The organism is Paraburkholderia sp. J12 (genome assembly GCF_905220215.1).
Classification (GTDB): Bacteria; Pseudomonadota; Gammaproteobacteria; order Burkholderiales; family Burkholderiaceae; genus Paraburkholderia.
On the sequence record NZ_CAJMZC010000002.1, the window covers coordinates 528,758 to 550,493 of the forward strand.

At 64.1% G+C, this 21,736-nt stretch carries 27 protein-coding genes; 22 read left to right on the top strand and 5 right to left on the bottom strand.

Annotated elements, in window-relative coordinates; all coding sequences use genetic code 11:
* Nucleotides 1-153 precede the first annotated feature (153 nt).
* The 18 genes from U5760_RS07380 to U5760_RS07465 all read left to right on the top strand — a co-directional run bounded on the left by U5760_RS07380 (nucleotide 154) and on the right by U5760_RS07465 (nucleotide 15,702).
* Nucleotides 154-381 (top strand): pilus assembly protein, encoded by a 228-nt coding sequence (locus U5760_RS07380; protein ID WP_181565636.1) that lies wholly within the window; start codon nucleotides 154-156, stop codon nucleotides 379-381.
* A gap of 22 nt (nucleotides 382-403) precedes the next feature.
* On the top strand, nucleotides 404-1,900 hold the full coding sequence (locus U5760_RS07385; RefSeq protein ID WP_322010706.1) for a pilus assembly protein TadG-related protein: 1,497 nt from the start codon (nucleotides 404-406) through the stop codon (nucleotides 1,898-1,900).
* Nucleotides 1,897-2,715: a hypothetical protein gene (locus tag U5760_RS07390; RefSeq protein WP_322010707.1), complete on the top strand. Its 819-nt coding sequence runs from the start codon at nucleotides 1,897-1,899 to the stop codon at nucleotides 2,713-2,715. Before U5760_RS07385 ends, U5760_RS07390 begins: the two co-directional genes overlap by 4 nt.
* Before the next feature lie 155 nt (nucleotides 2,716-2,870).
* The gene (locus U5760_RS07395; RefSeq protein ID WP_322010708.1) at nucleotides 2,871-3,482 is read left to right on the top strand and encodes a hypothetical protein; all 612 of its coding nucleotides are present in this window, start codon (nucleotides 2,871-2,873) and stop codon (nucleotides 3,480-3,482) included.
* Nucleotides 3,466-3,687, top strand: coding sequence for a hypothetical protein (locus U5760_RS07400; RefSeq protein WP_322010709.1), 222 nt, complete (start codon nucleotides 3,466-3,468; stop codon nucleotides 3,685-3,687). Before U5760_RS07395 ends, U5760_RS07400 begins: the two co-directional genes overlap by 17 nt.
* A 21-nt stretch (nucleotides 3,688-3,708) precedes the next feature.
* On the top strand, nucleotides 3,709-4,734 hold the full coding sequence (gene cpaB, locus U5760_RS07405; RefSeq protein WP_322010711.1) for a Flp pilus assembly protein CpaB: 1,026 nt from the start codon (nucleotides 3,709-3,711) through the stop codon (nucleotides 4,732-4,734).
* 130 nt (nucleotides 4,735-4,864) lie between these two features.
* Nucleotides 4,865-6,517 carry a type II and III secretion system protein family protein gene (locus U5760_RS07410; protein ID WP_322010712.1) on the top strand — a complete coding sequence of 551 codons (1,653 nt, stop codon included), beginning with the start codon at nucleotides 4,865-4,867 and terminating at the stop codon, nucleotides 6,515-6,517.
* 29 nt (nucleotides 6,518-6,546) lie between these two features.
* Nucleotides 6,547-8,502 (top strand): ATPase, T2SS/T4P/T4SS family, encoded by a 1,956-nt coding sequence (locus U5760_RS07415; protein WP_322010713.1) that lies wholly within the window; start codon nucleotides 6,547-6,549, stop codon nucleotides 8,500-8,502.
* Between the two features lie 13 nt (nucleotides 8,503-8,515).
* The gene (locus U5760_RS07420; protein WP_322010715.1) at nucleotides 8,516-9,364 is read left to right on the top strand and encodes a type II secretion system F family protein; all 849 of its coding nucleotides are present in this window, start codon (nucleotides 8,516-8,518) and stop codon (nucleotides 9,362-9,364) included.
* 5 nt (nucleotides 9,365-9,369) lie between these two features.
* The gene (locus U5760_RS07425; RefSeq protein ID WP_322010716.1) at nucleotides 9,370-10,257 is read left to right on the top strand and encodes a type II secretion system F family protein; all 888 of its coding nucleotides are present in this window, start codon (nucleotides 9,370-9,372) and stop codon (nucleotides 10,255-10,257) included.
* Nucleotides 10,254-10,610, top strand: a complete 357-nt coding sequence (locus tag U5760_RS07430) for a DUF192 domain-containing protein (protein WP_322010718.1) — start codon at nucleotides 10,254-10,256, stop codon at nucleotides 10,608-10,610. Before U5760_RS07425 ends, U5760_RS07430 begins: the two co-directional genes overlap by 4 nt.
* Nucleotides 10,607-11,347 (top strand): TadE/TadG family type IV pilus assembly protein, encoded by a 741-nt coding sequence (locus U5760_RS07435; protein ID WP_322010720.1) that lies wholly within the window; start codon nucleotides 10,607-10,609, stop codon nucleotides 11,345-11,347. Before U5760_RS07430 ends, U5760_RS07435 begins: the two co-directional genes overlap by 4 nt.
* Before the next feature lie 3 nt (nucleotides 11,348-11,350).
* A complete protein-coding gene (locus tag U5760_RS07440; RefSeq protein ID WP_322010721.1) occupies nucleotides 11,351-12,001 on the top strand; it encodes a hypothetical protein in 651 nt (216 codons plus the stop codon).
* 79 nt (nucleotides 12,002-12,080) lie between these two features.
* Entirely contained in the window at nucleotides 12,081-13,397 is a 1,317-nt protein-coding gene (locus U5760_RS07445; protein ID WP_322010723.1) for an OmpA family protein, read from the top strand.
* 86 nt (nucleotides 13,398-13,483) lie between these two features.
* Nucleotides 13,484-14,164, top strand: a complete 681-nt coding sequence (locus U5760_RS07450) for a lytic transglycosylase domain-containing protein (RefSeq protein WP_322010725.1) — start codon at nucleotides 13,484-13,486, stop codon at nucleotides 14,162-14,164.
* A gap of 48 nt (nucleotides 14,165-14,212) precedes the next feature.
* Nucleotides 14,213-15,025, top strand: a complete 813-nt coding sequence (locus tag U5760_RS07455; RefSeq protein ID WP_322010727.1) for a hypothetical protein — start codon at nucleotides 14,213-14,215, stop codon at nucleotides 15,023-15,025.
* A gap of 46 nt (nucleotides 15,026-15,071) precedes the next feature.
* Nucleotides 15,072-15,455, top strand: a complete 384-nt coding sequence (locus tag U5760_RS07460) for a hypothetical protein (RefSeq protein ID WP_322010729.1) — start codon at nucleotides 15,072-15,074, stop codon at nucleotides 15,453-15,455.
* A gap of 115 nt (nucleotides 15,456-15,570) precedes the next feature.
* Nucleotides 15,571-15,702, top strand: a complete 132-nt coding sequence (locus U5760_RS07465; protein ID WP_322010730.1) for a hypothetical protein — start codon at nucleotides 15,571-15,573, stop codon at nucleotides 15,700-15,702.
* A 415-nt stretch (nucleotides 15,703-16,117) separates the two neighbouring features.
* On the opposite strand, the gene U5760_RS07470 is transcribed toward U5760_RS07465, so the two are convergent.
* Entirely contained in the window at nucleotides 16,118-16,324 is a 207-nt protein-coding gene (locus U5760_RS07470; RefSeq protein ID WP_322010732.1) for a hypothetical protein, read from the bottom strand.
* A 2-nt stretch (nucleotides 16,325-16,326) separates the two neighbouring features.
* The gene (locus U5760_RS07475) at nucleotides 16,327-16,584 is read right to left on the bottom strand and encodes a hypothetical protein (RefSeq protein WP_322010733.1); all 258 of its coding nucleotides are present in this window, start codon (nucleotides 16,582-16,584) and stop codon (nucleotides 16,327-16,329) included.
* Nucleotides 16,585-16,895: 311 nt separating this feature from the next.
* Between U5760_RS07475 and U5760_RS07480 the strand changes: the two genes are divergently transcribed.
* Nucleotides 16,896-17,216 carry a hypothetical protein gene (locus tag U5760_RS07480; RefSeq protein WP_322010734.1) on the top strand — a complete coding sequence of 107 codons (321 nt, stop codon included), beginning with the start codon at nucleotides 16,896-16,898 and terminating at the stop codon, nucleotides 17,214-17,216.
* 18 nt (nucleotides 17,217-17,234) lie between these two features.
* Here U5760_RS07480 and U5760_RS07485 read toward each other — a convergent pair whose 3' ends face one another.
* Nucleotides 17,235-17,429 carry a hypothetical protein gene (locus U5760_RS07485; protein WP_322010735.1) on the bottom strand — a complete coding sequence of 65 codons (195 nt, stop codon included), beginning with the start codon at nucleotides 17,427-17,429 and terminating at the stop codon, nucleotides 17,235-17,237.
* A gap of 297 nt (nucleotides 17,430-17,726) precedes the next feature.
* On the opposite strand from U5760_RS07485, the gene adh reads away from it, so the two are divergent.
* The 3 genes from adh (at nucleotide 17,727) to U5760_RS07500 (ending at nucleotide 20,307) form a co-directional block, all read left to right on the top strand.
* On the top strand, nucleotides 17,727-19,247 hold the full coding sequence (gene adh / locus U5760_RS07490; RefSeq protein ID WP_322010736.1) for an aldehyde dehydrogenase: 1,521 nt from the start codon (nucleotides 17,727-17,729) through the stop codon (nucleotides 19,245-19,247).
* Nucleotides 19,248-19,327: 80 nt separating this feature from the next.
* Complete coding sequence (locus U5760_RS07495; protein ID WP_322010738.1) at nucleotides 19,328-19,720, top strand: DUF779 domain-containing protein; 393 nt, start codon at nucleotides 19,328-19,330, stop codon at nucleotides 19,718-19,720.
* Between the two features lie 107 nt (nucleotides 19,721-19,827).
* Nucleotides 19,828-20,307, top strand: a complete 480-nt coding sequence (locus U5760_RS07500) for a GyrI-like domain-containing protein (protein WP_322010739.1) — start codon at nucleotides 19,828-19,830, stop codon at nucleotides 20,305-20,307.
* A 328-nt stretch (nucleotides 20,308-20,635) separates the two neighbouring features.
* On the opposite strand, the gene U5760_RS07505 is transcribed toward U5760_RS07500, so the two are convergent.
* Both U5760_RS07505 and U5760_RS07510 read right to left on the bottom strand, forming a co-directional pair.
* Nucleotides 20,636-21,145: a GNAT family N-acetyltransferase gene (locus tag U5760_RS07505; protein ID WP_322010740.1), complete on the bottom strand. Its 510-nt coding sequence runs from the start codon at nucleotides 21,143-21,145 to the stop codon at nucleotides 20,636-20,638.
* 230 nt (nucleotides 21,146-21,375) lie between these two features.
* Nucleotides 21,376-21,624 carry a hypothetical protein gene (locus U5760_RS07510; RefSeq protein ID WP_322010742.1) on the bottom strand — a complete coding sequence of 83 codons (249 nt, stop codon included), beginning with the start codon at nucleotides 21,622-21,624 and terminating at the stop codon, nucleotides 21,376-21,378.
* Nucleotides 21,625-21,736 lie beyond the last annotated feature (112 nt).

Consider the following 21,736-nt stretch of genomic DNA (forward strand, 5'->3'; position numbering starts at 1 on the left):
CTTGAACAGAGTCGGGTGGTTTGCGTCCGCACGCCACTTTCACGGCGGTGTCATTATTTATTGGCTTTTAACAGTTTACAGGAGTTCATTATGTTTAAATCCAGACCCGCGGCTAAATCCATTTCCCGCCGCCGTCGCCAGCTCGGTCAAGGCATGACCGAATATATCATCATCGTCGCGCTCATCGCGGTTGCCGCGATCGGCGTGTATGCCGCGTTTGGCCAGACCATCCGCAACCAGACGGCCGGTCTCGCGCTGGAAATGGCCGGCGACTCGAACTCGGCAAACGCCATCAAGAATGCGGACACGTCGGCTGGCAATGCGAGCTCGAAGGCCAATCAGAACAAGACCTTGAGCACGTACAACAACGGCAACCACTAACCGGCCCCGGTGCAGCCAAGCGATGAAAGTCCATCCCGAACGGCTTCGCGGCCGCGGCAGGCAGCGTGGGCAGGCGTTGCCGTTCGCCCTGGTCTTTCTCGTGGTCGGCGCGGCCGCCTTGTATCTGGCATTCAATGCGGCTCAGCTCGCGCATGCCAAGACCAAGGAGCAGGACACGGCCGACTCCGCCGCGTACAGCGTGGGCGTGCTGCAGGCCCGCGACCTGAATTTCGCCGCCTATACCAACCGCGCGATGATTGCCAATCAGGTGGCGGTCGCGCAAATGGTCAGTATCAAGTCGTACGTGGACGAGCTGGCCGGCACCTATGCGAACACGCACAGGTTCGACGAGTTCATTGAGTCGTCGGCGGCGATTTCCGAGCCATGGATCATGCCGAAGGAAACCGGCGGCCCCCTGCTCAATGCAGCGAAGAGTGCGCTCGATATCGCCACGCGCCTCGCCACAGTCGCCCTCGATGGGTTCGACAGCGTCCTTAGCACCGAGCAGGCGGCATTTCACGATTCCATCGTGCTGCAGATACCCGTGGTGGCGGAGGAAGTTGCGCAGGCCAATGAACCCAACTCGCACGTCACCAAAACCTACTTCGCTACGCGCGGAGCGCTTGCACTGAATTCGACGTTCAACTTCATGAAGCGCAACACGCCGGCCGGGGCGACGGGTGATGACCGGTTCGCCGACGTCGTAACGGACAAGACGACGCTCGATCAGTTCGTGCAGCAGCGCGGCGCGAACATCCGCGACCCGTTCGTTGCCAGCATCATCGAATGGTGCCCGGGTGCCAGCTTCATTGGCGCGGACAACAACCACCTCGGCGGCACCCAGCTTCGCCAGGACAAGCGCGGCTGGGAAGGCCTCGATGCGACCGACGTGAATGGCGGCTGGATCTGCTATTTCGAGATCGGGGCGGTGGGCGGTCCGATCATCGACGCGGCCGGGTCGGGCGGCGCGGCGGACGGCCCGGCCGGATCCTATCCCGGCACCAGCGGGTATGGCGGCTATGACAATTTCGGCGGTTCTCTCACGAGCGTGCTGACGCGGATCGCCGCCCGCAAGCAATATACCCAGGGGCCGGGAAGCTCGCTCTCGTCGGACAACGCCGGATTGCAGCCATATCTCGAGCTTGCAACGCTCAAGACGCCTGCCAACGGCACGGACTTCAATCGTGCGCCAGCGATCACGGTGGAAGTGCAGCGCCCCTCGTCCTCGGTATCCACCACCGATCAGATCAAGATCGCGAGTGGACAGCTGCAGGTGACGGACGGCACCGCGAACAACCAGCTGCGTGCGGTTTCGAGCGCGAGCGCGTACTTCATCCGTCCGGCCGACGCGTCGGCGGGGGCGGCGGGCGCGCTGATCAACCTCGTCAACTGGCGGCGCAGCGACAACAGGTGGGAGTACCCGAGCCTCTTCAATCCCTATTGGCAGTCCTCACTGGTGGACACCAATCTGGCGGCGGTCGAGGCTGCGGACCTCGCTCAATCGGCGGGGGCGCCATGAACCGGTCGCACCGGACGTCGATTGGACGCTCGCGCCGCTATCGCGCGCAGCGCGGACAGGCGCTCGTGGAGGCGCTGGTGGTCGCTGGCAGCGCGCTCATCTTCGCGTTTCTCGCGCTGAACATGATCGGCCATCTGAGCGACGCGCGCGACCGCACGCTTTCGGCTTCGCGCTACGCGGCATGGGAGCGGACCGTGTATTTCGACGACACCAGCTGGTCGCCGACGTATGGCACCGCGATCACCAAGAGCGATGCCCGGATCCGCAGCGAGGTTGCGCAGCGCGTGCTGGGGCACGACACGAAACTCACCGCGAACGATGGATCGGCCAACGCGCTTGCCTCGACACCCGAACCGGAATGGCGCGACGTGGCGGGCAAGGACATGCTGCGGCAGTACAACGATCTCCAGGTGAGTTCATCGAGCGGCGGAACCGGCACGATCGCCGACAAGGCGCTCGGCATGCTCGGCTCGGTCAGCGGCGTGGGCCTCGGGTTCGCTCTCCCGGTGAATAACCAGCAGACGGCCACCGTTTCGTTGCACATGGGCTATGACAATCCAACGCTCACGCAACTGTGGCCTTCCTGGCAAGGCGTGACTTTTGCCGATCGCAACGTGTTGCTGACCAACACGTGGACGCCGGACGGCAGCGACAAGGCCAAGGCGATGATTGCCGACGCCGTGCCGACGGCGAAGGGCTCGGTGATCGAGTACGGACTCGACGGACTGGCGGCATTCGGTGTCGACATTACACATCTGGACCTCGGCCGCATCGAGCCGGACGTGGTGCCGCAAGATCGTCTGGGGAACCGATGATGGACGCGTTGGGGGCTTTCGTCGCGCGGATCGCTCGCAGCGGGCGATCCAGAGCAGCATTGCCGGCGCGAGCAGTGTGCGCTGCGGCGCTTGCGTGGGTGCTCGCCTGTGCTGCGCCGCACGCTTTGGCCGATGACACTTGCGACGAGATTCCCGTGGCTGGCGAGAAGGTGGCCTGGATCGGACGCGACATGGTGATCAACGGAACGCCTGCGCAGGCGGCGCTGATTACGTTCAATCTTTCGTCGAGTCAGGTCGCCGATGCCTTCGTCCAGTACTGGACGAAACACGGTGTGGCCGCGCACCGGATGCAGGACAAGTCGACCTTGATGGTCAGCGGCATGTCCTCGCAATGCAGCTACACGCTGCAGTTGCCGCTGGGGCAGTCCGCGCCGGTGCGTGGGCTCTACAGCGCCATGCGTCTTGGCGAGGCGAAGACGCTGCCGCGCATGCTACGGCCTGCGAACTATCCGCTGCCGCAGGGCAAGATCCTGCTGGACATGACGAGCAACGATGGCGCAACGGTGGCGCGTACCGTGCAGATGTCGTTGCCCGCAGCGTCGTCGCAGGAGGCGAGCGCCACCTATGCGGAGCAGTTGAAGCGCGAGGGCTGGCACACGATTGCCGGCGGTCCGGCGATCGGCCGCCCCAATAGTGCGCCGTTCGGCTACGCGATTGCCGTGCAGAAGGACGCCTACCGCCTCGATGCCGCCTTCACGCAGGCACGGGGCTCGACTTCGGTGGTGATCAATGTCTCCTATGAATAAGGCGGCCGGGGCACGCCATACACGCTCGCGGCGTGTGCCGCGTCCGCGCTCACGCGCCGCCGGGCAAGCCTACGTCGAATATGTGCTGATCGTGCTGCTTATCGTCGTTGCGCTGATTGGCGGCGATCACTCGGTCATGGCGCAGTTGCTGGCCGCTTTCAAGTCTTTTTATTCCGCGTACTCGTACGCGCTGTCCATGCCCTGAACCAGTCAAACGTGGCTCATCATGATGTTGAAAAGAATTAAAACACACACGCTCGTCAACAACCCCTGGGTCCTGCTCGGCGTTGCCGTCATTGCTGCGGCGCTGCTCACCTGGTGGATGTTCCGCTATATGTCCGGACGCGAAGCCGCGATGCGCGAATCGCTGATGGAGTCCATGCAGACGCAGAATCAGGTTTCGGTGGTCGTTCCGGTCGCCGACCTCAAGCCCGGCACGCCGCTGAACTCGGAAAACTTCGCTGCACGCGATGTTCCCGCCGATTTCGTCTACGACGACACGGTGCTGGCGAAGGACTTCGATTCGATGAACGGCCTCACCCTGGTGCGCCCCGTGAAGCATGGCACGCCGGTGCGCCGCGCCGACGTTTCCGCCTATAACGTGCGCGACTTCAGCGACATGCTCAAGCCCGGCACGCGCGCGCTCACGATCGACATCGACGCCACCAATTCGGCCGACAACATGCTGCAGCCGGGCAACCGCATCGACCTCTTTCTGATCGCACCGTCGAGCGGTGACAAGGGCTCCGGCGATCCGGGGCAATCGGCGAACCTTCTGCTGTCGGATCTCGTGGTGATCGCGACCGGCCGGGATACGCGCCCGCGCGACTACGGCGAGGAGATCTCGCGGCAGGACGAGACGCAGCAGCGTACGGGATATGACAGCGTGACCCTGCAGGTGAATCCGGAGCAAGCGGCGAAGATCGCGCTCGCGCAGAAAGTGGGCACGCTGCGGGCGGTGCTGCGCAACCGTGCAGACAAGGCGGCGACGCCACCCGTTTCGGTGCAGCAGGCCGCGCTCTTTGGCGACGACGACAGCGGGGGGATTCAGTACATCGTGGGCGGAAAGGGCGAGAGCAGTGTCTCGACGCGGCCGCCGCTCGACGGGAAGGAACTGCCGGGTGCGCCGGCGGGTACGCGTGCGCACAACGTGACCGACGTCGAGCAGCGCATGGCGGCGCTAAGCGACGCCCAGCAGCGCGCCATGCAGCAGATTCAGAACGCCATTAATGGGTCCGCAAGCGCAAAGTGACCGCCGCGCCGGTTCGATGCAGGGATCCTCTATTCCAATCAGAAGCTATTCAACCATGACGAATAACCGACAACGCAGAACGAGGCACATCGTTCGGGGAGTGCACCTGTTTTGCGCGATGAGTCTCGTCGTGCCGTCCGTCCACGGGCACGCCGAATCGGAAGCGGTGGCGAGCGGCACCGTGGTGGCGTCCGCGCCCGGGGCCCAGCCCTCGCCGATCGCTGCCGCCGCCGCGAGCGCGGCCTCGGCGCCGGCCTCGATTCCCGCCGCACCGGCCGAAGGCGCCCCGCCGGTTCCGGCGCAAGGCGCGTTGCCGGCCCCGGCCGTGCAGGCGACCCGGGCCCCCGTGCTTCCTCCCGCGGCGATACGTCGTGTGAAGTATCGTGCGGCGGCCGATAGCGCCGACGACGACGGCGATCCGGTTGTCGAATATGCGCAGGGTGTGCCTTCTACGCTCTATCTCTACAAGGGCGAGGTCAAGGTCATTCCGGTGGCCGGCAAGGTCAAGCGCGTGGCCGTGGGTAACGGCGACGTGGTCAACGCGTCCGTGGTCGATCACCAGCTCCTCCTGCTGGCGCAGCAATCGGGCGATACGTCGCTCGTGGTCTGGAACGAGTCGGGCATCGTATTGCGCAGCAAGATTTCCGTCTCGGAGCAGGATCGCGCGACCACGCTTTCGCGGCTTCAGCATTCGCTGGGCTTCGTGGAGGACCTGCATATCGATGCCGACGGCAACCGCTTCGTGGTGCGCGGGAAGGTCCACCCCGAGCAGCAGGACCTCGTGAAAGCCGCGCTCGGCAACATGCCCGATGTCGTCAACCTGATCGAGCCCGACGACGGCGCTTCGCTCAAGAAGACCGTTCACTTCAAGATGGACATCCTCGAAATCTCGAAGACCGCCGAGCGCAATCTCGGCATCGCATGGGACCAGCAGATCAACGGTCCGCAGGCGTCGTTCGCGGGCAACGCGGTGCGCACGGGCCGCTACAAGCCGTTCCCGGATACGGGCACGGCTTCGTTCGACAATGCGCCCAGTTCGGCGGGCGGCGCGGCGAGCGGCGCATTTCTCGGCATCGCGACGTCGATCTTCTCGAAGATCAATCTGCTGGTGGACGATGGCGACGCCTATATCCTCGCGTCGCCGGAACTCAACTCGCGCAGCGGCGGCAAGGCGACGTTCCTTTCGGGCGGCGAAGTGCCCATTCCGGTGTCCGCCGGTTTCGGCGCGCAGGACGTGATCTACAAGGAGTACGGCATTCGCCTCGAGATCGCGCCGACGGTGGACGCGCACGACGTCATCTCCACCGACCTGCTCACGGAAATCAGCCAGATCGACCCCACCGTGCAGGTGCAGGGCTATCCCGCCTTCATCACGCGGCGCACCACGTCGCAGCTTTCGATCCGCCCGGGCGAAACCCTCGCGCTTGCGGGGCTGATCAACGCCGACGCCTCGACGGCGATCGACAAGATGCCGCTGCTCGGCGATCTGCCGGTGCTCGGGCATCTGTTCAAGTCCAGCGATTTCCGCAACAACAAGAGCGACCTCATCGTGCTCGTCACGCCCTACATCGTCGATTCCGGGAGCGACAAGATTACCCAGATGACGACGAGCGGCTCCGACATTCAGGCGGACTATCGCAGCGAGTACGGCGACCCGAGTCCGCTGCCCGAAGCGAACCAGAGGCGTACCGAAGCGCTGCGCGAGGAAGACGAGAAACAGGCCCGCCGCAATGCGCTCTCGCCGCCGCCCGATGAATCCGGCCGCGCGATGTACGGCCACTGACGCAGTCGACGAACGAAGGGGGGTGTGCGATGGAAGACATCCAGCAATTGCAGGTCTCGGTCACGGGCCGCGACGGGAAAGCCCAGATCCACACGTTGAAGGCGGGTGCGACGCTCGGCAAGGATCCGGGGTGCGGGATCGTGCTCAAGGGCCTCTTGATCGGCAAGATCCAGGCGGTGATCGAGCCGCGCAACGGGCATTGGTACATCGAGGACAAAGGCGGCATTGCCTCTACGCTCGTGAACGGGCAGCCGATCACCTCGTATGGCCCGTTGACGGACACGGACGAGATCGAGATCGCGTCGTTTCGGATCGCCGTGACGCGCTCGGGACGTGCGGCGGTTCAGCCGCTGCATCTGGTGGAAGCCGGCGCCGGGCACGGACGCAAGGTGGAGGACGCGACTAATGCTGCGCGAGCGGAGGCTGTCGTGATGCGCCCGGAACCGCTGCTGGCCGCCGGACGCGAATCCGTCGCCCCACAGCTGGTGAAGCAGGACGAAGTCCCCCGGGTGGAAGCGACCCGGTTCCTGGGTACGGGAACCGATGGGCTGGCCATGGCGGACACGCTGCCGGACAGCGTCGTGGCCGTGCCGCACGAGCGTCCTGCCGCGGCGCCGGTTACGCGGGCGCAGCCTGCCGCGCCCGTCGTTCCGGTGGCCGCCGGCGCGGCGCTGGCCGGCCCCGGGACCGAGCCCGGCGACTTGCAGTGGCTCAATACGCCGGAGGGCATCGACCTGCGCAAGACCGGCCACGCGCGCCTGATTGCGGCGATCGACCTGCGCCGCCTGAACGTCGCGCGCATGAGCGAGGAAGAACTCTCCACCACGGTGGGCGGGTTGCTGCGCACGGTGCTTTCATCGGATCCGCTCTTCGAGCGCCCGGGCATTCCCACCGAAGCGCTCTTCAAGAGCATTTTCGACGAAGTGATCGGTCTGGGGCCACTCGAATCGCTGCTCGCCGACGAGACGATCACGGAAATCATGGTGAACCGCCACAACGAGATTTTTATCGAGCGAGGCGGCCAGCTGACCAAATCGTCCACGATCTTCACGGACGATCAGGCCGTGCTGGGCGCCATCGAGCGCATTGTCGCGCCGTTGGGCAGGCGCATCGACGAAAGCTCGCCCATGGTCGATGCACGCCTGAAAGACGGCTCGCGCGTGAACGCCGTGATTCCGCCGCTCGCGCTCAAGGGACCCAACATCACGATCCGGAAGTTCTCCAAACGCAAGTTGCAGGGCGAAGACCTCGCGCGCTTCGGTTCGCTCTCCCTGCCGATGCTGGAATTCCTGCGCGTGGCCGTCGAGCGGCGCGCCAACATCGTGATTTCGGGCGGAACCGGGTCGGGCAAGACGACGCTGCTCAACGTGCTTTCGAATTTCATTCCGGATAACGAACGAATCGTGACCGTGGAGGATGCGGCGGAACTGCAGCTTTCGCAAAGCAACCTCGTCTCGCTGGAGGCGCGCCCGGCCAACATGGAAGGCAAGGGCGCCGTGCCGATTCGCGATCTGGTGAAGAACACGCTGCGGATGCGGCCGGACCGGATCGTCGTCGGCGAGTGCCGGGGCGGCGAAGCGCTCGACATGCTGCAGGCCATGAACACGGGCCACGACGGTTCGCTTACCACGGCGCACGCCAACTCGCCGCGCGATTGCCTCTCGCGTCTCGAAGTGATGACGCTGATGGCGGGCCTCGATTTGCCGGTCCACGCGATTCGCGAGCAGGTGGTGTCCGCAGTCGATCTGATCGTGCAGCAGACGCGTTTCTCTTGCGGCACGCGGCGCGTCACGCACGTGACCGAGGTGAGCGGCATCGAATCCGGCACCGTGCAGATGCAGGACGTGTTCGTGTTCCGGCAAAGCGGCTATAACAGCGAAGGCAAGGTACAGGGTACGTTCCACTCCACCGGCTACATTCCCGACTTCTATCAGGACCTGATCCGCCGCGGCATTGCGGTGGACACGTCCATCTTCCAGGAGTGAGCGGAGTGTCCCGATGAATACGGCATGGATGCTGGGCACGATATTCGTGCTGTTGACCGTGGTGCTGTGGGGTGTCGTCTCGCAGGGCAAGACGTGGTTCCTGCGCCGCACGGCGCGAGTGGGCGACGAGGTGGGCTCGAACCTCGCGGATCTGTTCATTTTCATCGGCACGCAGCAGGTTGCGGCGTTAAGCGCGCTCGCCGTGCTCGCGCTTCCCGTTGCCGTGTACGTGGTGACGCAGAACGTGGTGCTCACGGCCATTGCGATTCCGGCGAGCCTGCTTGCGCCACGCGTTATCGTGCGCCGTATCCAGAGCCGCCGGCTGCATCAGATCGAGAAGCAGTTGCCCGACGCGCTGCTGATGGTGTCGAGCGCGCTGCGGGCCGGCGCGAGCTTTCCGGTCGCGCTCGAAAGCGCGGCGCAGGAGTCGCGCCCGCCCATCTCCCAGGAACTGGCGCTGCTGATTCGCGAGATCCGTCTGGGCGTCGATATGGCCGACGCGCTTACGCACATGGAAAAGCGCATTCCGATGCAGGACTTTCTGATGGCGACGGCGGCGATTTCGATCTCGCGGGAAGTCGGCGGCAATCTTGCGGAAACGCTGGAAACGGTGGCGCGGACCCTGCGCGACAAACAGCAGATGGAGGGGAAGATCCGCTCGCTCACGGCCCAGGGCAAAGCGCAGGGATGGGTAATGACGCTTTTGCCGGTCTTCCTGATGGTGGTGCTCTCGCACATGGAGCCCACGGCGATGGCGCCGCTCTTCAACAAGCCCATAGGCTGGGCCACGCTCGCGGTGATCGCGGTGATGGAATTCCTCGGCTACAAGGCGATCAACAAGATTACGAACATCGACGTGTGATCACGATGCCTACGCCTATCATTCTCGCTTTCGGCCTGTTTCTGGGGCTCATCCTGTTTCTGGGCCTGATCGTGCGGTCGCTCTCGGTGCTCGGCAAGCGGGTGCCGGGCGAAGACCGGGAATTCCTCGATCCGCTTTCAACGCCGTTGCGTGTGCTCTGGCCGCTGGTGCGCTTTCTCGACTTCCATTTCGGGCGGCTTTATCCGGCGAGTGTGGCGAAGCATGTCGAACTCCAGCTGCAGTTGACCGGGCGCAGCTACCTGCTCTCGGCACGCCAGTTCATTTCGCTGTCGCTCGTCGCCGCGGCGATTGCGTTCTCGCTGTCGCTGCTCGTGGAGCACTGGCTTGGCAGCGACAGTCTGCTGCTGCCGCTCGCAGCCGGCCTGCTGGGCTCGCTGCTGCCGCGCCTGTGGCTGCGCGACATCCGCACGCGCACCGTCAAACAGGTGGAAAAGCAGTTACCGGTGTATCTCGACTTTCTTACCCTCAGCATGGAAGCGGGGCTGAACCTGAACGGCGCGCTCACGCAGGCGGTGAGCAAAGGCCCCGCCGGGCCGCTCAAGCGCGAGTTCGAACACGTGCTGCGCGACCTGAAGTCGGGTCTGCCACGCGCGGACGCCCTGCGCCGCATGGACGATCGCCTCCAGATTCGCGAAGTGACCAACTTCGTGAGCTCGGTGGTCCAGTCGGAACGCATGGGCGGCAGCATTGCGACGACGCTGCGATTCCAGTCGGAGCAGCGTCGTACCGAGCGCTTCCAGCGCGCCGAGAAGCAGGCCATGGAGGCACCGGTCAAGCTGATCTTTCCGCTCGTGGTCTTCATCTTCCCGATCACCTTCATCGTGCTCGGCTTTCCTATCGTGATGAAGTTCATGCAGGAGGGGCTGCTGTGAAGGCCGCGCGTATATCGGCGCAAGGCAAGCCGCTCGCGCTCGACCTTCGCATCGCCACCGGCATGTTCGACCGGATGAAAGGCTGGATGGGACGCAGGTCGATTGCGGTGCGCGATGCGCTACTCATTCGGCCGTGCAATTCGGTCCACACCTGGTTTATGCACGTGCCCATCGACGTGGTGTTCGTCGACCGGGAGTGCCGGATCGTGGCCATACGCGATCATGTGCGTCCGCGGCGGCTGTGTGCGCACTGGCGCGCCGCCGCCGTGCTCGAGCTGCAGGCGGGGCGCGGCGAGGCGCTGGGTCTTGTGCCGGGCCTTCAACTGATAATCGACCCGGAGGAGGCGCGATGAAGCGGGCGTATCGTCAACCGTGCCCACGCAGCGGGCGCGCGGGACGCAGACGAGGGCAGCGCGGCCAGTCGGCTACCGAGTTCATCATCGCGCTGCCGGTACTGCTTCTGCTGTGTCTCGGACTGATCCAGTTCGCGCTGCTCTACCAGGCAAAAAGTACGGTGAACTACGCAACGCTGATGGCAGCGCGCGCCGGGGCGGTGGAGAATGGCCAGAAAACTGCGATGCTCAACGGCTTCGGGCGCGGTATCGCGCCGCTCTTCGCACATTCGACAGGCCTTGCGACGCAGCAGATGGCCGTGGCGACCGCCACCATCGAGGCGCGCAACCCCGGCATCACCACATTGGCCGTCATCAGCCCCACCGGGGCGGCGCTCTCGGATTTCGGGCGCGCCAACTACTATGCCGGCAAGACAGTGACCGAAATTCCGAACGACACGCTCATGTACCGGAACACGCAAACCGGATCGAGCTCGGGTCTCTCGATCCAGGATGCCAACCTGTTGAAGATCAGTGTTACGTATTGCTACGACCTGTACGTGCCATTCATCAATCGTGTCATCTTCTATCTGGTGAACGGCATCAGCAACATCTACTCGACCGGCAACTCTGGCGGACTCGGCCTGCCGACGAAAATGAACGGCTGCTACGGCTATTCGGCCATATCGGGCGACTTCCGGATCCCGATCGAGTCCGAGGCGATCGTGCGGATGCAATCGCCGTATCGCGGAGGCTGATCGATGCTCGAGCGGAACAACGCGCGTGCGATCCGCCGCGGGCGCACCGGCAGATGGGTGGTGTTTGCCCTTTCGCTCTCGCTCTGCGGGCTGGCGCGCGCGCAGGCGGTCACGCCTGTTGCCGCGGCGGCCATGCCGGTTGCGGCGATGCAGACGGTGACCGTGCAGCACGAGGACGGCGTGGAGATCATCACGTCGCGCACGTTCAAGCCGGATGCGCCGGTGCCGGCGACTCCGGCAGCGGCGGCCACCGCTGCCCCGCCCGTGTCCGCATCCGCATCCGCAGGGTTGGCCGGCAATGCGTCCGGCATACAAGCGAGCCTTTCGCGCCCGCATGCGCCGATGAATGCGGCACTGTCCACCGGCGATCCTGGTATGCTCGCAGACGATGTGCGCGGCGACCACCGGTTGCGCGCGAACCTGCTCAACGCGGACGGCACCGCGAACGACCAGGCGGACAACAGCGCGCACCAGTTGGTCAACGCGCAGCGCATGCAGGCGCAGGCCGACCTCAAGGACGCACTCGCCGGATTCGACGCCGCCAAACGCAGTGGCGCGAGCCGGACCCAACTGAACCAGCTGCAGGCGCGCATCCGGACCGATCTTGACGAGATCCATATCCTTACGCATGCACAGCAATCAGGAGCACAATGAATTGATCCCACCGTCAGTTACCGTTTTTACTCGTCACCGATCGAGCGTCCTTACCGTTATCGCCGCTGCGACACTGCTGATGGCGGGCTGTCATCGAAAGCATGACGAAGCGGGTGACGCACCCGTCGCGTCCGCCACGACGGTATCGGTTGACGCGACGCCTGCGGCCTCCGCCACCGATGCCGCACCGGCCAGCGACACCGCTACCAACGACACCCAGCAGACCGACGTGGCAAGCCTGAGTGCCGGCGCGTTTGCCGTCGGCCAGAACGATACCGACTGGTTCCGGCTCGTGGACGGCGTGCCCGATTCGCCGGGGATCCAGGCCAACGGCAACCACTACGAACTCGTGCTCGCACTGCCGGGCGATGCGCAGATCCACTCGTTCGCTTTCGTCAGCAGTCCGCAGCTCAAGGTGACGCCGCATCACGTGAAGGTCGAGACCGCGGCAAGCGCGAACGGTCCGTGGAGCATCGCTTACGACGCCGATTTTCCCGGCGCGGATACCGTAGGCCCCGGAGTCGTGCTGCGTGCGCCGCTGCAGCAGCCGGTGACGGCGGGCTTTCTGCGGCTGACGCTCTCTTCCACGCCGGACGAGGCGCCCTATGGAATCGGCCTGTCGCGCTTTTCCGCCTATGGCGCGCCGGGTGCGGCGGCGTCGGTGCGGCAGGTAGCAGGCCTCTATCACTTTCCGCTGAACTTCGGCTCGAGCGGTTACGTTCTGCTCGAGCAGAACGGCGCAGGTGTCGAGGGCTGCTACTTCGAGTCGCAGGGTAGCGATCCCGTTCGCGTTGCGCAGGTGCTGGGGACGATCGTTGGCGGGATCGATCAGGGCGGCTACCTCAGGCTCGCACGCAACGAGCAGCAGTCGAACACGAGCATGCCGGGCATCATGGTCTTCAGCCCGGACGGCAAGCAGGTGTTCTCGGCGCTCTTCAAGGCCGACGCGCATACGTTCTCGAGTGTCGAGGAAAGTGCGGGCGAACGGGTCGGGCCGTCGCGGCTCACGTGCGATACCACCGGTCAGGCGGGCGACGCCGTGGCCTCGCAACTCGAGCAGACCGGTCATGTCCAGCTTTATGGCGTGAACTTCGACCTGGACAAGGGTACGCTGCGCGCCGATGCGAAACCGGTGCTCGATCGCATGGCCGCGCTGCTCAAGCAGCATGCGGACTGGAAGATCGAAGTGGCCGGGCACACCGACTCGACGGGCGGCGATGCGCACAACCTGGCGCTGTCACAGGCGCGGGCCGAGGCTGTCGCAGCGTATCTGAAGGGTGCGGGCGTGACCAACTCGCTGACGGCGAAGGGCTATGGTTCGGCGCAGCCGCTTGTGCCCAATACGAGCGATGTGCTGCGCGCGCAGAACCGGCGCGTCGAACTCGTCAAGCAATGAGGTACGCGCGCGCTGCTGTCGCCGCTGCGGGAATCGGGCTCGGCCTGGCTTTATCCGGCACGAGCGTTCCCGCACGCGCAGGCGGCGTGATTTATATCGTCGGCGGCCGCGGGCAGACAGTGAGCGGCGTGCGCGCCGCCACCATGCGCTCCGCCGTGCCGGCTTCGCTCCAGCAAGTCACGGCGCAAGACAGGCCGCAGGCGCGCGGCGTCGTGCTAAGCGGCGCGCGGCTCACTACGGCATTCCAGCCATTTCCCTTGCCGTCTGCGCCTGCCTGCGCCGATTGCGACTACGCGACGGTGGCGCCAATCATTCGCGCGGTTTCGCATATCACGAACGTGGATCCGGCGCTCGTGGCCGCGGTGATCGACGTGGAATCCGGTTTCAACCGGAATGCCCTTTCGTCTGCGGGCGCACGGGGATTGATGCAGCTGATGCCGGCCACCGCCATGCGATTCGGCGTATCGAATGCGAACGACCCTGTGCAGAACGTTGCGGCGGGCTCGCTGTATCTGAGCCAGTTGCTCCAGCAATTCTCCGGCAATCTGCCCTACGCGCTGGCTGCCTACAACGCGGGAGAGTCCAGCGTGCGCAGCTACGGAGGCATCCCGCCTTTCGCCGAGACCGAGGCCTATGTGCCGCGCGTTCTCGCTCGTTACGCAGCGTTCCGGACGCTCTTCGGCCCGCGGAACGACACTGGACCGGCGGCGCGCCCGACGTTACATATGACACTGACCGGGTATCGCCAGACTATTGACGCTCCCTGAGGAGGTCTCCAGGATGCGTGTTTCACCACTGTCAGCGGAGAACGAATCATGCACGACAGCAACCGTCCTTCCAGCCCGGCCGCAGCGCGCAAGGGGTACCTGCTGCGCTGCGCGTTGAGCGCGGCGCTGGCCGCCGTGGGGGCGGCAGCCGGGACGCACGCGTATGCCGCGGCGGCCTGCGATGCGCCATGGATGCATCAGGGAGGCGGATACACCAGCACGCTCGCACCCGGCCAGCGCTCGATGACCTATACGGTCACGCAGTTTTCGAAACGTGACGGTAACAACTGTAACGGCCAGGTGCATGCCGTGATGAAGATGTCGATGGGCGGCCAGCCTATGCAAAGCGAATCGGACTTCGGCTTCGAGATTGCCGATGGCAAGGCGATTGCCGCCGCGGAGAAGAATACCGGCACCCTGCACAGCGCGAGCGGCATGGCCAGCTTTGGCGCCGCGCTCTCGTCGCAAACCACCGGCGTGCTCAGCTATGTGGGCGAGATCACGAGCGAGGGCCAGCGTATCGCGGGCACGCATACGGAAGGGGCGATGTCGGGCACGCCCGCGAATGGCGGGCAGGCCGTCGGCGGCATGAACGTGCCGAAGTTCGTCACCGTGACGAGCGACAAGGTGGTCGGCAAACAGGAGCAACTGCCGACCGCGGTGGGGACGATCGTGTGCTGGCCCGTCACCTATGACCGCAGCACCCAGGCCGACAATGCGCAGTTGATGGGGCACATGGCCAACCTTTCGATGAAGTCGCACGTGGTCGATCATTTCTGTCCGTCCACGGGTCTCGTGATGCGTCAGGATACGACCGTGAACGGCAGAACGATCACGCTCACCGTCAGCGCGGTGCACTGAGACGAGCCCAAGTTTCCACTCCAACAAAACAATCGAGGATACGCCGATGAAAACTCGCACCGATACGCTGTTCAGCGCTCCCGCCGCTCTGCTTGCGGCAGCGGCTTTCGCACTGGGCTCGGGCGTCGCGCACGCGCAGAGCCAGGACCCCCAGAAGCTCGCGAAGATGGGCGTGCAATTCTCCGCCACCAATGCGCGCGTGGCCCAGGAAGTATGCAATATCGATGCCTCGACCGTGTCGAACTACAAGACATCGGCGAGCAAGAAGTTCGCTCAGGATCCCGACTTCGAAAAAGACTGGAGCGCAGGCTGGCAGCAGGCCGCGCAGTCCGTCAATGGCATGCAGCAGATGAAGGCGAGCAATCCCAAGGAGTACGAACAGCAGAAGGCCGCCATCTGCAGCGACATGCAGCAGCAGATGAAGTCGTGAGGGCGTAGCGCACGATAGCGGATACCACGTTCTCCGCGTTCCGACCTGGCCGGTCCGCCATGGCGGACCGGCTCCCCGTCTCCGCTGGATTTCCGGCAACCGGATTCTGGGGTCCATGAACGGCGTGCGGTTCATGGACGTGGTGCCGATCACCGCATTTGCGGTGTCGGCGCTGACGGGCGTCGTGCCGGATGAGGATCCGCCGATCGCGTCGCCGAAGACCAATATGCCTTGTTCGCCACGTTGAGCACATTCGCGCGGAACGTGGTCGGACACGATCACACGCCCCCCCTTGTATGGTTCGCCGGAGATCGAGGCTTCGAGTCCGCGGTGGCGTTCGGTGCCGTTCGCGCTGAAGTAGCCGGCGCTATTGATGTAGGTCTGCGACTTATCGAGCTGGAAGGCCGCGAACGAGGCGCCATAGCTGCCGATGTCGTACTTGATATCCACTTCGACTGCTTCGTGCGTTCCGGCGCGAGCATGGCGCCGTGGTTCTTCGAACCTTGCGGCGCCTGGTCGCCCGCGGAGAGCGATTCGGCGCGATTGGCGTAGATCGACACGTTTTGCCAGGGTTTACCGTACGCACCTGCTGGAACGGCGCCGCCCGACGATGGAAGCGTGGGTGGCGCATGTGCTCCTGGGTAATGCACCGTGAAGCGTCGTTACGCCGCGTCGACGTTGAGATATCCGGCTTCGGCGTAGTACTTCTCGCCATCGCAGTAAACGCCGCGCGGCTCATAAAGCGCACAAAGCCACGACGCGAAGTGCGCAACCGAATCGTGGACGTGTTCGGCCAGCCTGCCGTCCTCGGCGGTCTGACTGCCGAACACCCACGGCGAAGGCTCCCACTGCTCGCCGCGCGCCACCACGCTCAGGCCAGCGCCTTCACGCGCAACGCCTTCGTGGCGCGCTGAGGCATCCAGCGCCCGCGCGCCTCGAAACCGTCGAGCTGGCGCAGCAGCGTATCAACCGTGCCGAGTTGAACATGGGTCAGGTGATTCTGCTTGAGCAGGGTATAGAGCCGTTTGCGCCAGTAGGCGACGCCCATGACGGGCGTTTCGAAGTCGCCGGTGAGCGACGGCGGCATTACGCGCGCGATGTGCGCGATTTCCTGTTCGACGAATGTCATGACTTCCCCCGTACGTCCAAGCTGGTTTCTTATCGTATGGAGGTAATGTAGGACGCTCTGACACGGAAACCAGCCTACCTGACTAGGTAGGTAGGAGTAGTCGGGGGTGAAAATGGGGCCACATTACTGCGAATGCCCATGGCCGCCAGCTGCGCATTTCTGCCGGTTTCCGGCGCATTTTTATATCGTACTCCGAACGATATTCGATACACCTCCGTCCACATCTCTCCTCCCGTTTCAGACTGTTCTTATAGGATTTTTCTGATCAAAACTTGATGATAGTCAGGTCAACTGCTCCTGCGAGGTAAATCATGCTGCACGGTCACCCCACCGACCGGCTCGTGTCGGGGGCGATCGTCGGCGCGATCGTCACGACTGCCGTTCTCCTGCTCCTGATCTGGCTGGATATTCCGCCCGAGAAACATGTCGACCTGGCGCTGCGGCTCGCCTTGCCGGTACTGATTTCGGCGTGCGCAGTCCTTGGCCGCCCGTTACTGCTCAAAACCGTCCTGCGCAGCCGGCGCGACCCGCTGATGCTCGAGGAGGATCTGAACTCGCTGCTCGTCGGCCGGGCGGTCGGTGTGGTCGGCGGCTTTTTCTTCGGCGTCACGCTCGCAACCCAGATCCTTTAGCCGCGAACGCTCGCGGGCTCACAGGAACGGCTTGCCGTCCACCTGTTCGTAGACGACGTTGCCGTCGTCGTCCTCGAACTGCTCGAGGTAGTTGCGGGCGCCGCAAAGCGGGCAGCGAAACAACGGCCCCTGGCCCTCATTCTTGATGACCACCTCGCTTTGTTCCCAGGGCGTGCCGCACGACTGGTTGCGGCAAACGAATGATTCGGACATGCAGATTCTCCTGACTGTAACGGCCGCCAAGACTACAGCATTGGCGGCCCGAATGCGGAATTTCCTGTCTTCGTTGTTCAATTTTTGAACAGTGCCGCGCAAAACCGCTCAGTTCCGACGCACCGCTCGCCGCTCCCCCGCCGTTCTCGCCTCCCGCACGCCGTCTCCTCAGGCGCGCGGCGCCTTGACGCGCCGGCATACCACGCGCACTGGCACGCTTCTGGCGTAAGCGCGTGCCGGTAGCGCGGCGCGCCGCGCCCGTCCATATCGACATCGAGAACAGAGAGGAGCACGACGATGAATCACTCGGAGATGCAGTTCCTGAACATCGCATTCCCCTACAAGAAACAATACGGCAACTTCATCGGCGGCGAGTGGGTGGCGCCGCTCGGCGGCGAGTATTTCGACAACATCTCGCCCATCACCGGCCATCCGTTCACCTCGATTCCCCGCTCGCGCGAAGCCGATATCGAACTCGCGCTCGACGCCGCGCACAAGGCGAAGACCGCCTGGGGCAAGACCTCGGCCACCGAACGCGCCAACATCCTGAACCGCATCGCCGATCGCATCGAACAGAACCTGCACTCGCTCGCGGTGGCCGAGACCATCGACAACGGCAAGCCGCTGCGCGAAACGCTCGCCGCCGACATCCCCCTCGCCGCCGACCACTTCCGCTACTTTGCCGGCTGCGTGCGCGCGCAGGAGGGCGGCATCTCCGAGATCGATCACGATACCGTCGCCTATCACTTCCACGAGCCGCTGGGCGTGGTCGGCCAGATCATTCCGTGGAACTTCCCGATCCTGATGGCAGCGTGGAAGCTCGCGCCCGCGCTCGCCGCCGGCAACTGCGTGGTGCTCAAGCCCGCGGAACAGACGCCCGCGTCGTTCCTCGTGCTCGTCGAGCTGATCCAAGACCTGCTGCCGCCGGGCGTGCTGAACGTGGTGAACGGCTTCGGCCTCGAAGCAGGCAAGCCGCTGGCCTCGAACCGCCGCATCGCCAAGATTGCCTTCACCGGCGAAACCACGACCGGCCGGCTCATCATGCAGTACGCGAGCCAGAACATCATCCCGGTCACGCTGGAGCTGGGCGGCAAGAGCCCGAACATCTTCTTCGCCGACGTGCTCGACCACGACGACAGCTACTTCGACAAGGCGCTCGAAGGCTTTGCGATGTTCGCGCTGAACCAGGGCGAGGTGTGCACCTGCCCGTCGCGCGTGCTGATCGACGAAAAGATCTACGACCGCTTCATGGAACGCGCGATCAAGCGCGTCGAGGCGATCGTCCAGGGCCACCCGCTCGACCCGAAGACGATGATCGGCGCGCAAGCCTCGCAGGAGCAGCTGGAGAAGATCCTTTCGTACATCGACCTCGGCAAGCAGGAAGGCGCGCAATGCCTGACGGGCGGCGCGCGCAACGGACTCGCGGGCGAACTGGGCGACGGCTACTACGTGAAACCCACCGTCTTCCGCGGCCACAACAAGATGCGCATCTTCCAGGAGGAGATTTTCGGGCCGGTGGTTTCGGTGACGACGTTCAAGACCGAAGACGAAGCCCTAGAAATCGCCAACGACACGCTCTACGGCCTCGGCGCCGGCATCTGGACGCGTGACGGCACGCGTGCCTACCGCTTCGGGCGCGCCATCCAGGCGGGGCGCGTGTGGACCAACTGCTATCACGCGTATCCGGCCCACGCGGCGTTCGGCGGCTACAAGCAGTCGGGGATCGGGCGCGAGAATCACAAGATGATGCTCGACCACTATCAGCAAACGAAGAACCTGCTCGTGAGCTATAGCGACAAGCCGCTCGGCTTCTTCTGATTGCGCCGATCCGGCGCGCGGGCGGCGAGTGGTTGCACTCGCCGCCCGCCTCTTCCTTTCACGCAAGGAGTGCGTTCCGCATGGTTTCCCGCGCCGTTTCCCGTGTCATTGCCACCCCAACCGCGCTCACGCTGATCGAAGGACTCGCGAGCCAGCACGGTCCGCTGCTCTTTCACCAGTCCGGAGGCTGCTGCGACGGCAGCGCGCCGATGTGCTTTCCGGCCAACGAATTTTCGGTCGGTGGCGCCGACGTGCACCTCGGCGAAATCGGCGGCATGCCGTTCTACATGAGCGCCGCCCAGTTCGAATACTGGCAGCACACGCAGCTCATCATCGACGCCGTGCCCGGCAACGGCGGCATGTTCTCGCTCGAACGCCCCACGGGCCTGCGCTTTCTCACGCGCTCGCGGCTTTTCGACGACGATGAGAACGCATGGCTCGCCGAACACCCGGTCGCGCGGGCGGATGCGTGATACGCACGCGCCTGCGGGACGCGCGCCGCGCGCCTCGCCCACGTCGGTGCTATCGTCAGTCCTCCTGCCAGGGCGGCCGTGCCGCCTACTTTCACGGAGGCACCGCCATGCAAGCCAGCGACGTCAAGATTGTCACCCTCCAGCCGATGGATCTCCTCGCGGTGGAGCACATCGGCCCGTATCCGAAGATCGGCGATGCGTATGCCACGCTCGCGCAATGGCTTGGTCAGCGCAATGTGTCTACGGCGGGTTCGACGCTGGTCGGCATCTTCTACGACGATCCGGACCGCGTCGAGGCGTCGAAGCTGCGTTCGAAGGCGGCGATCCAGCTTGCCGAACCGTCAAGCGTCGCACCCGCTTCGCCCGTACAGCGGATGGCATTGCGCGGCGGCAAGCACGCGGTGCTGCTGCACAAGGGGCCGTACGAAGGCCTGAAGGCGGCCTGGATGGGGCTCTACGCCGAGTGGCTGCCGAACTCGGGCCATCAGGCCGATTTCAATGTCCCTTCGTTCGAGGTGTATCGGAATACGCCCGACGAAGTGGCACCCGAAGCGCTGCTCACGGAGCTGTGCTTGCCGCTGGTTTGAGCTGTGAGGCTTCGATGCTGCTGCTGGAGCGGGCTTCGGTCCGCCGGCTTTGGCGATGTCGTTAAGGTTTTCTTGTTTACTTGTATATAAACGTAGTAATAGTTAACAAGCCCCTGGATTTCCTGTGGATAAGCGGGAAAAACTATTGGGTTGTCAAAGAGCTAGGTGTTTTATAAGTGCGAGCGGCGGGCGTGAACAACATTGCGCGGTGGCGGATAACTTTTCGGGCTGCGCTGCGCCGCTTCACTTGTCCCCATTCGGTTCACAAGTATTCAGCCGGGTTGTCCGCGAGTTATCCGCATGACCTTGTGGATAGGTCGTCAGCGCGCTAACGCGGCAGGTCGGCAAGCAGCGCCCAGCGCTCGTGATCGCGCCATTCGCCGTCGATGCGCAGATAGCGCGGCGAGAATCCCTCCTTCTGAAACCCCAGGCGCCGCACGAGCGCGATCGACGCTTCGTTGCCGGGCTGGATGTTCGCTTCGAGGCGATGCAGCCCGAGGTCGTTGAACGCGTAGTCGATTGCCGCGCGCAGCGCTTCGGTCATGTAGCCCCGTCCGGCGTATCGCTGCATGCCGTAGTAGCCGAGATAGGCGCTCTGAAACACCCCGGCGACGATTTCGTTGAGATTCACCACGCCGACAATGTCGTTCGACTCGGCTTCGCGCGCAATGAGGCCGATCGCGGGGCCGGTGAGCGTGCGCCCGAACCAGGCGTCGAAGCCTCCCTGGTCGGTGAAAGACGCGACCCAGGGATGGTGGTAAGACTGGCTTTCGTGGTTGGCGGCGATGAGGCCGTGGGCGTCGGAGCGGACGACGCGGGTCAGGTGGATTTTTGGCATGCGGGCTCTGCTGTATCGGCGAGTGAGGGAGCCGAGATTATCGCCTTGTTCAAAAAGGCCCAGTCGTTCGCATCCGCCAGGTGCGGTTTCAATCATTGACGAGATTTGGCCACGTATTCTGGCCAAAATCCACGACAACTCCCTCAGTTTTCCCTGGGTACGGTCTGCCGACGATCGAGATGATCGCGCTGCAGATCGAAGGTGCAATCGGGCGAGTCACAAAGCAGCGATCAACAGCCGGAAAATCCAGAATGGAAGTTTCGTTTCCAATGCTCGACTTTTGTCTTTTCGAACGATCGCCCCTCACGCTGAATTGGGTTGAGCCCAAGGTATGTGATAACCGACACCTCGATGCTATTGTCAAACCCGACCAGCGCGACGCGCTTGTCGAAATCGGTGCCGCGTCTGCGATGCCCCTCGGCGTGACTGAGAAGCTCGAACGGCGTTCGAGTCCACGGTTTGAGCGTATGCAGTGTCATGTCCCTGGGGTCCGCAACTTTTAAAACGTGTTGAGCCGATCCGCCGTCTATGCAGGATTTTCTCCTGGCTCGATCATGGCGTGCCAACGTCCGGCGAGACAGCTTGGCTTTG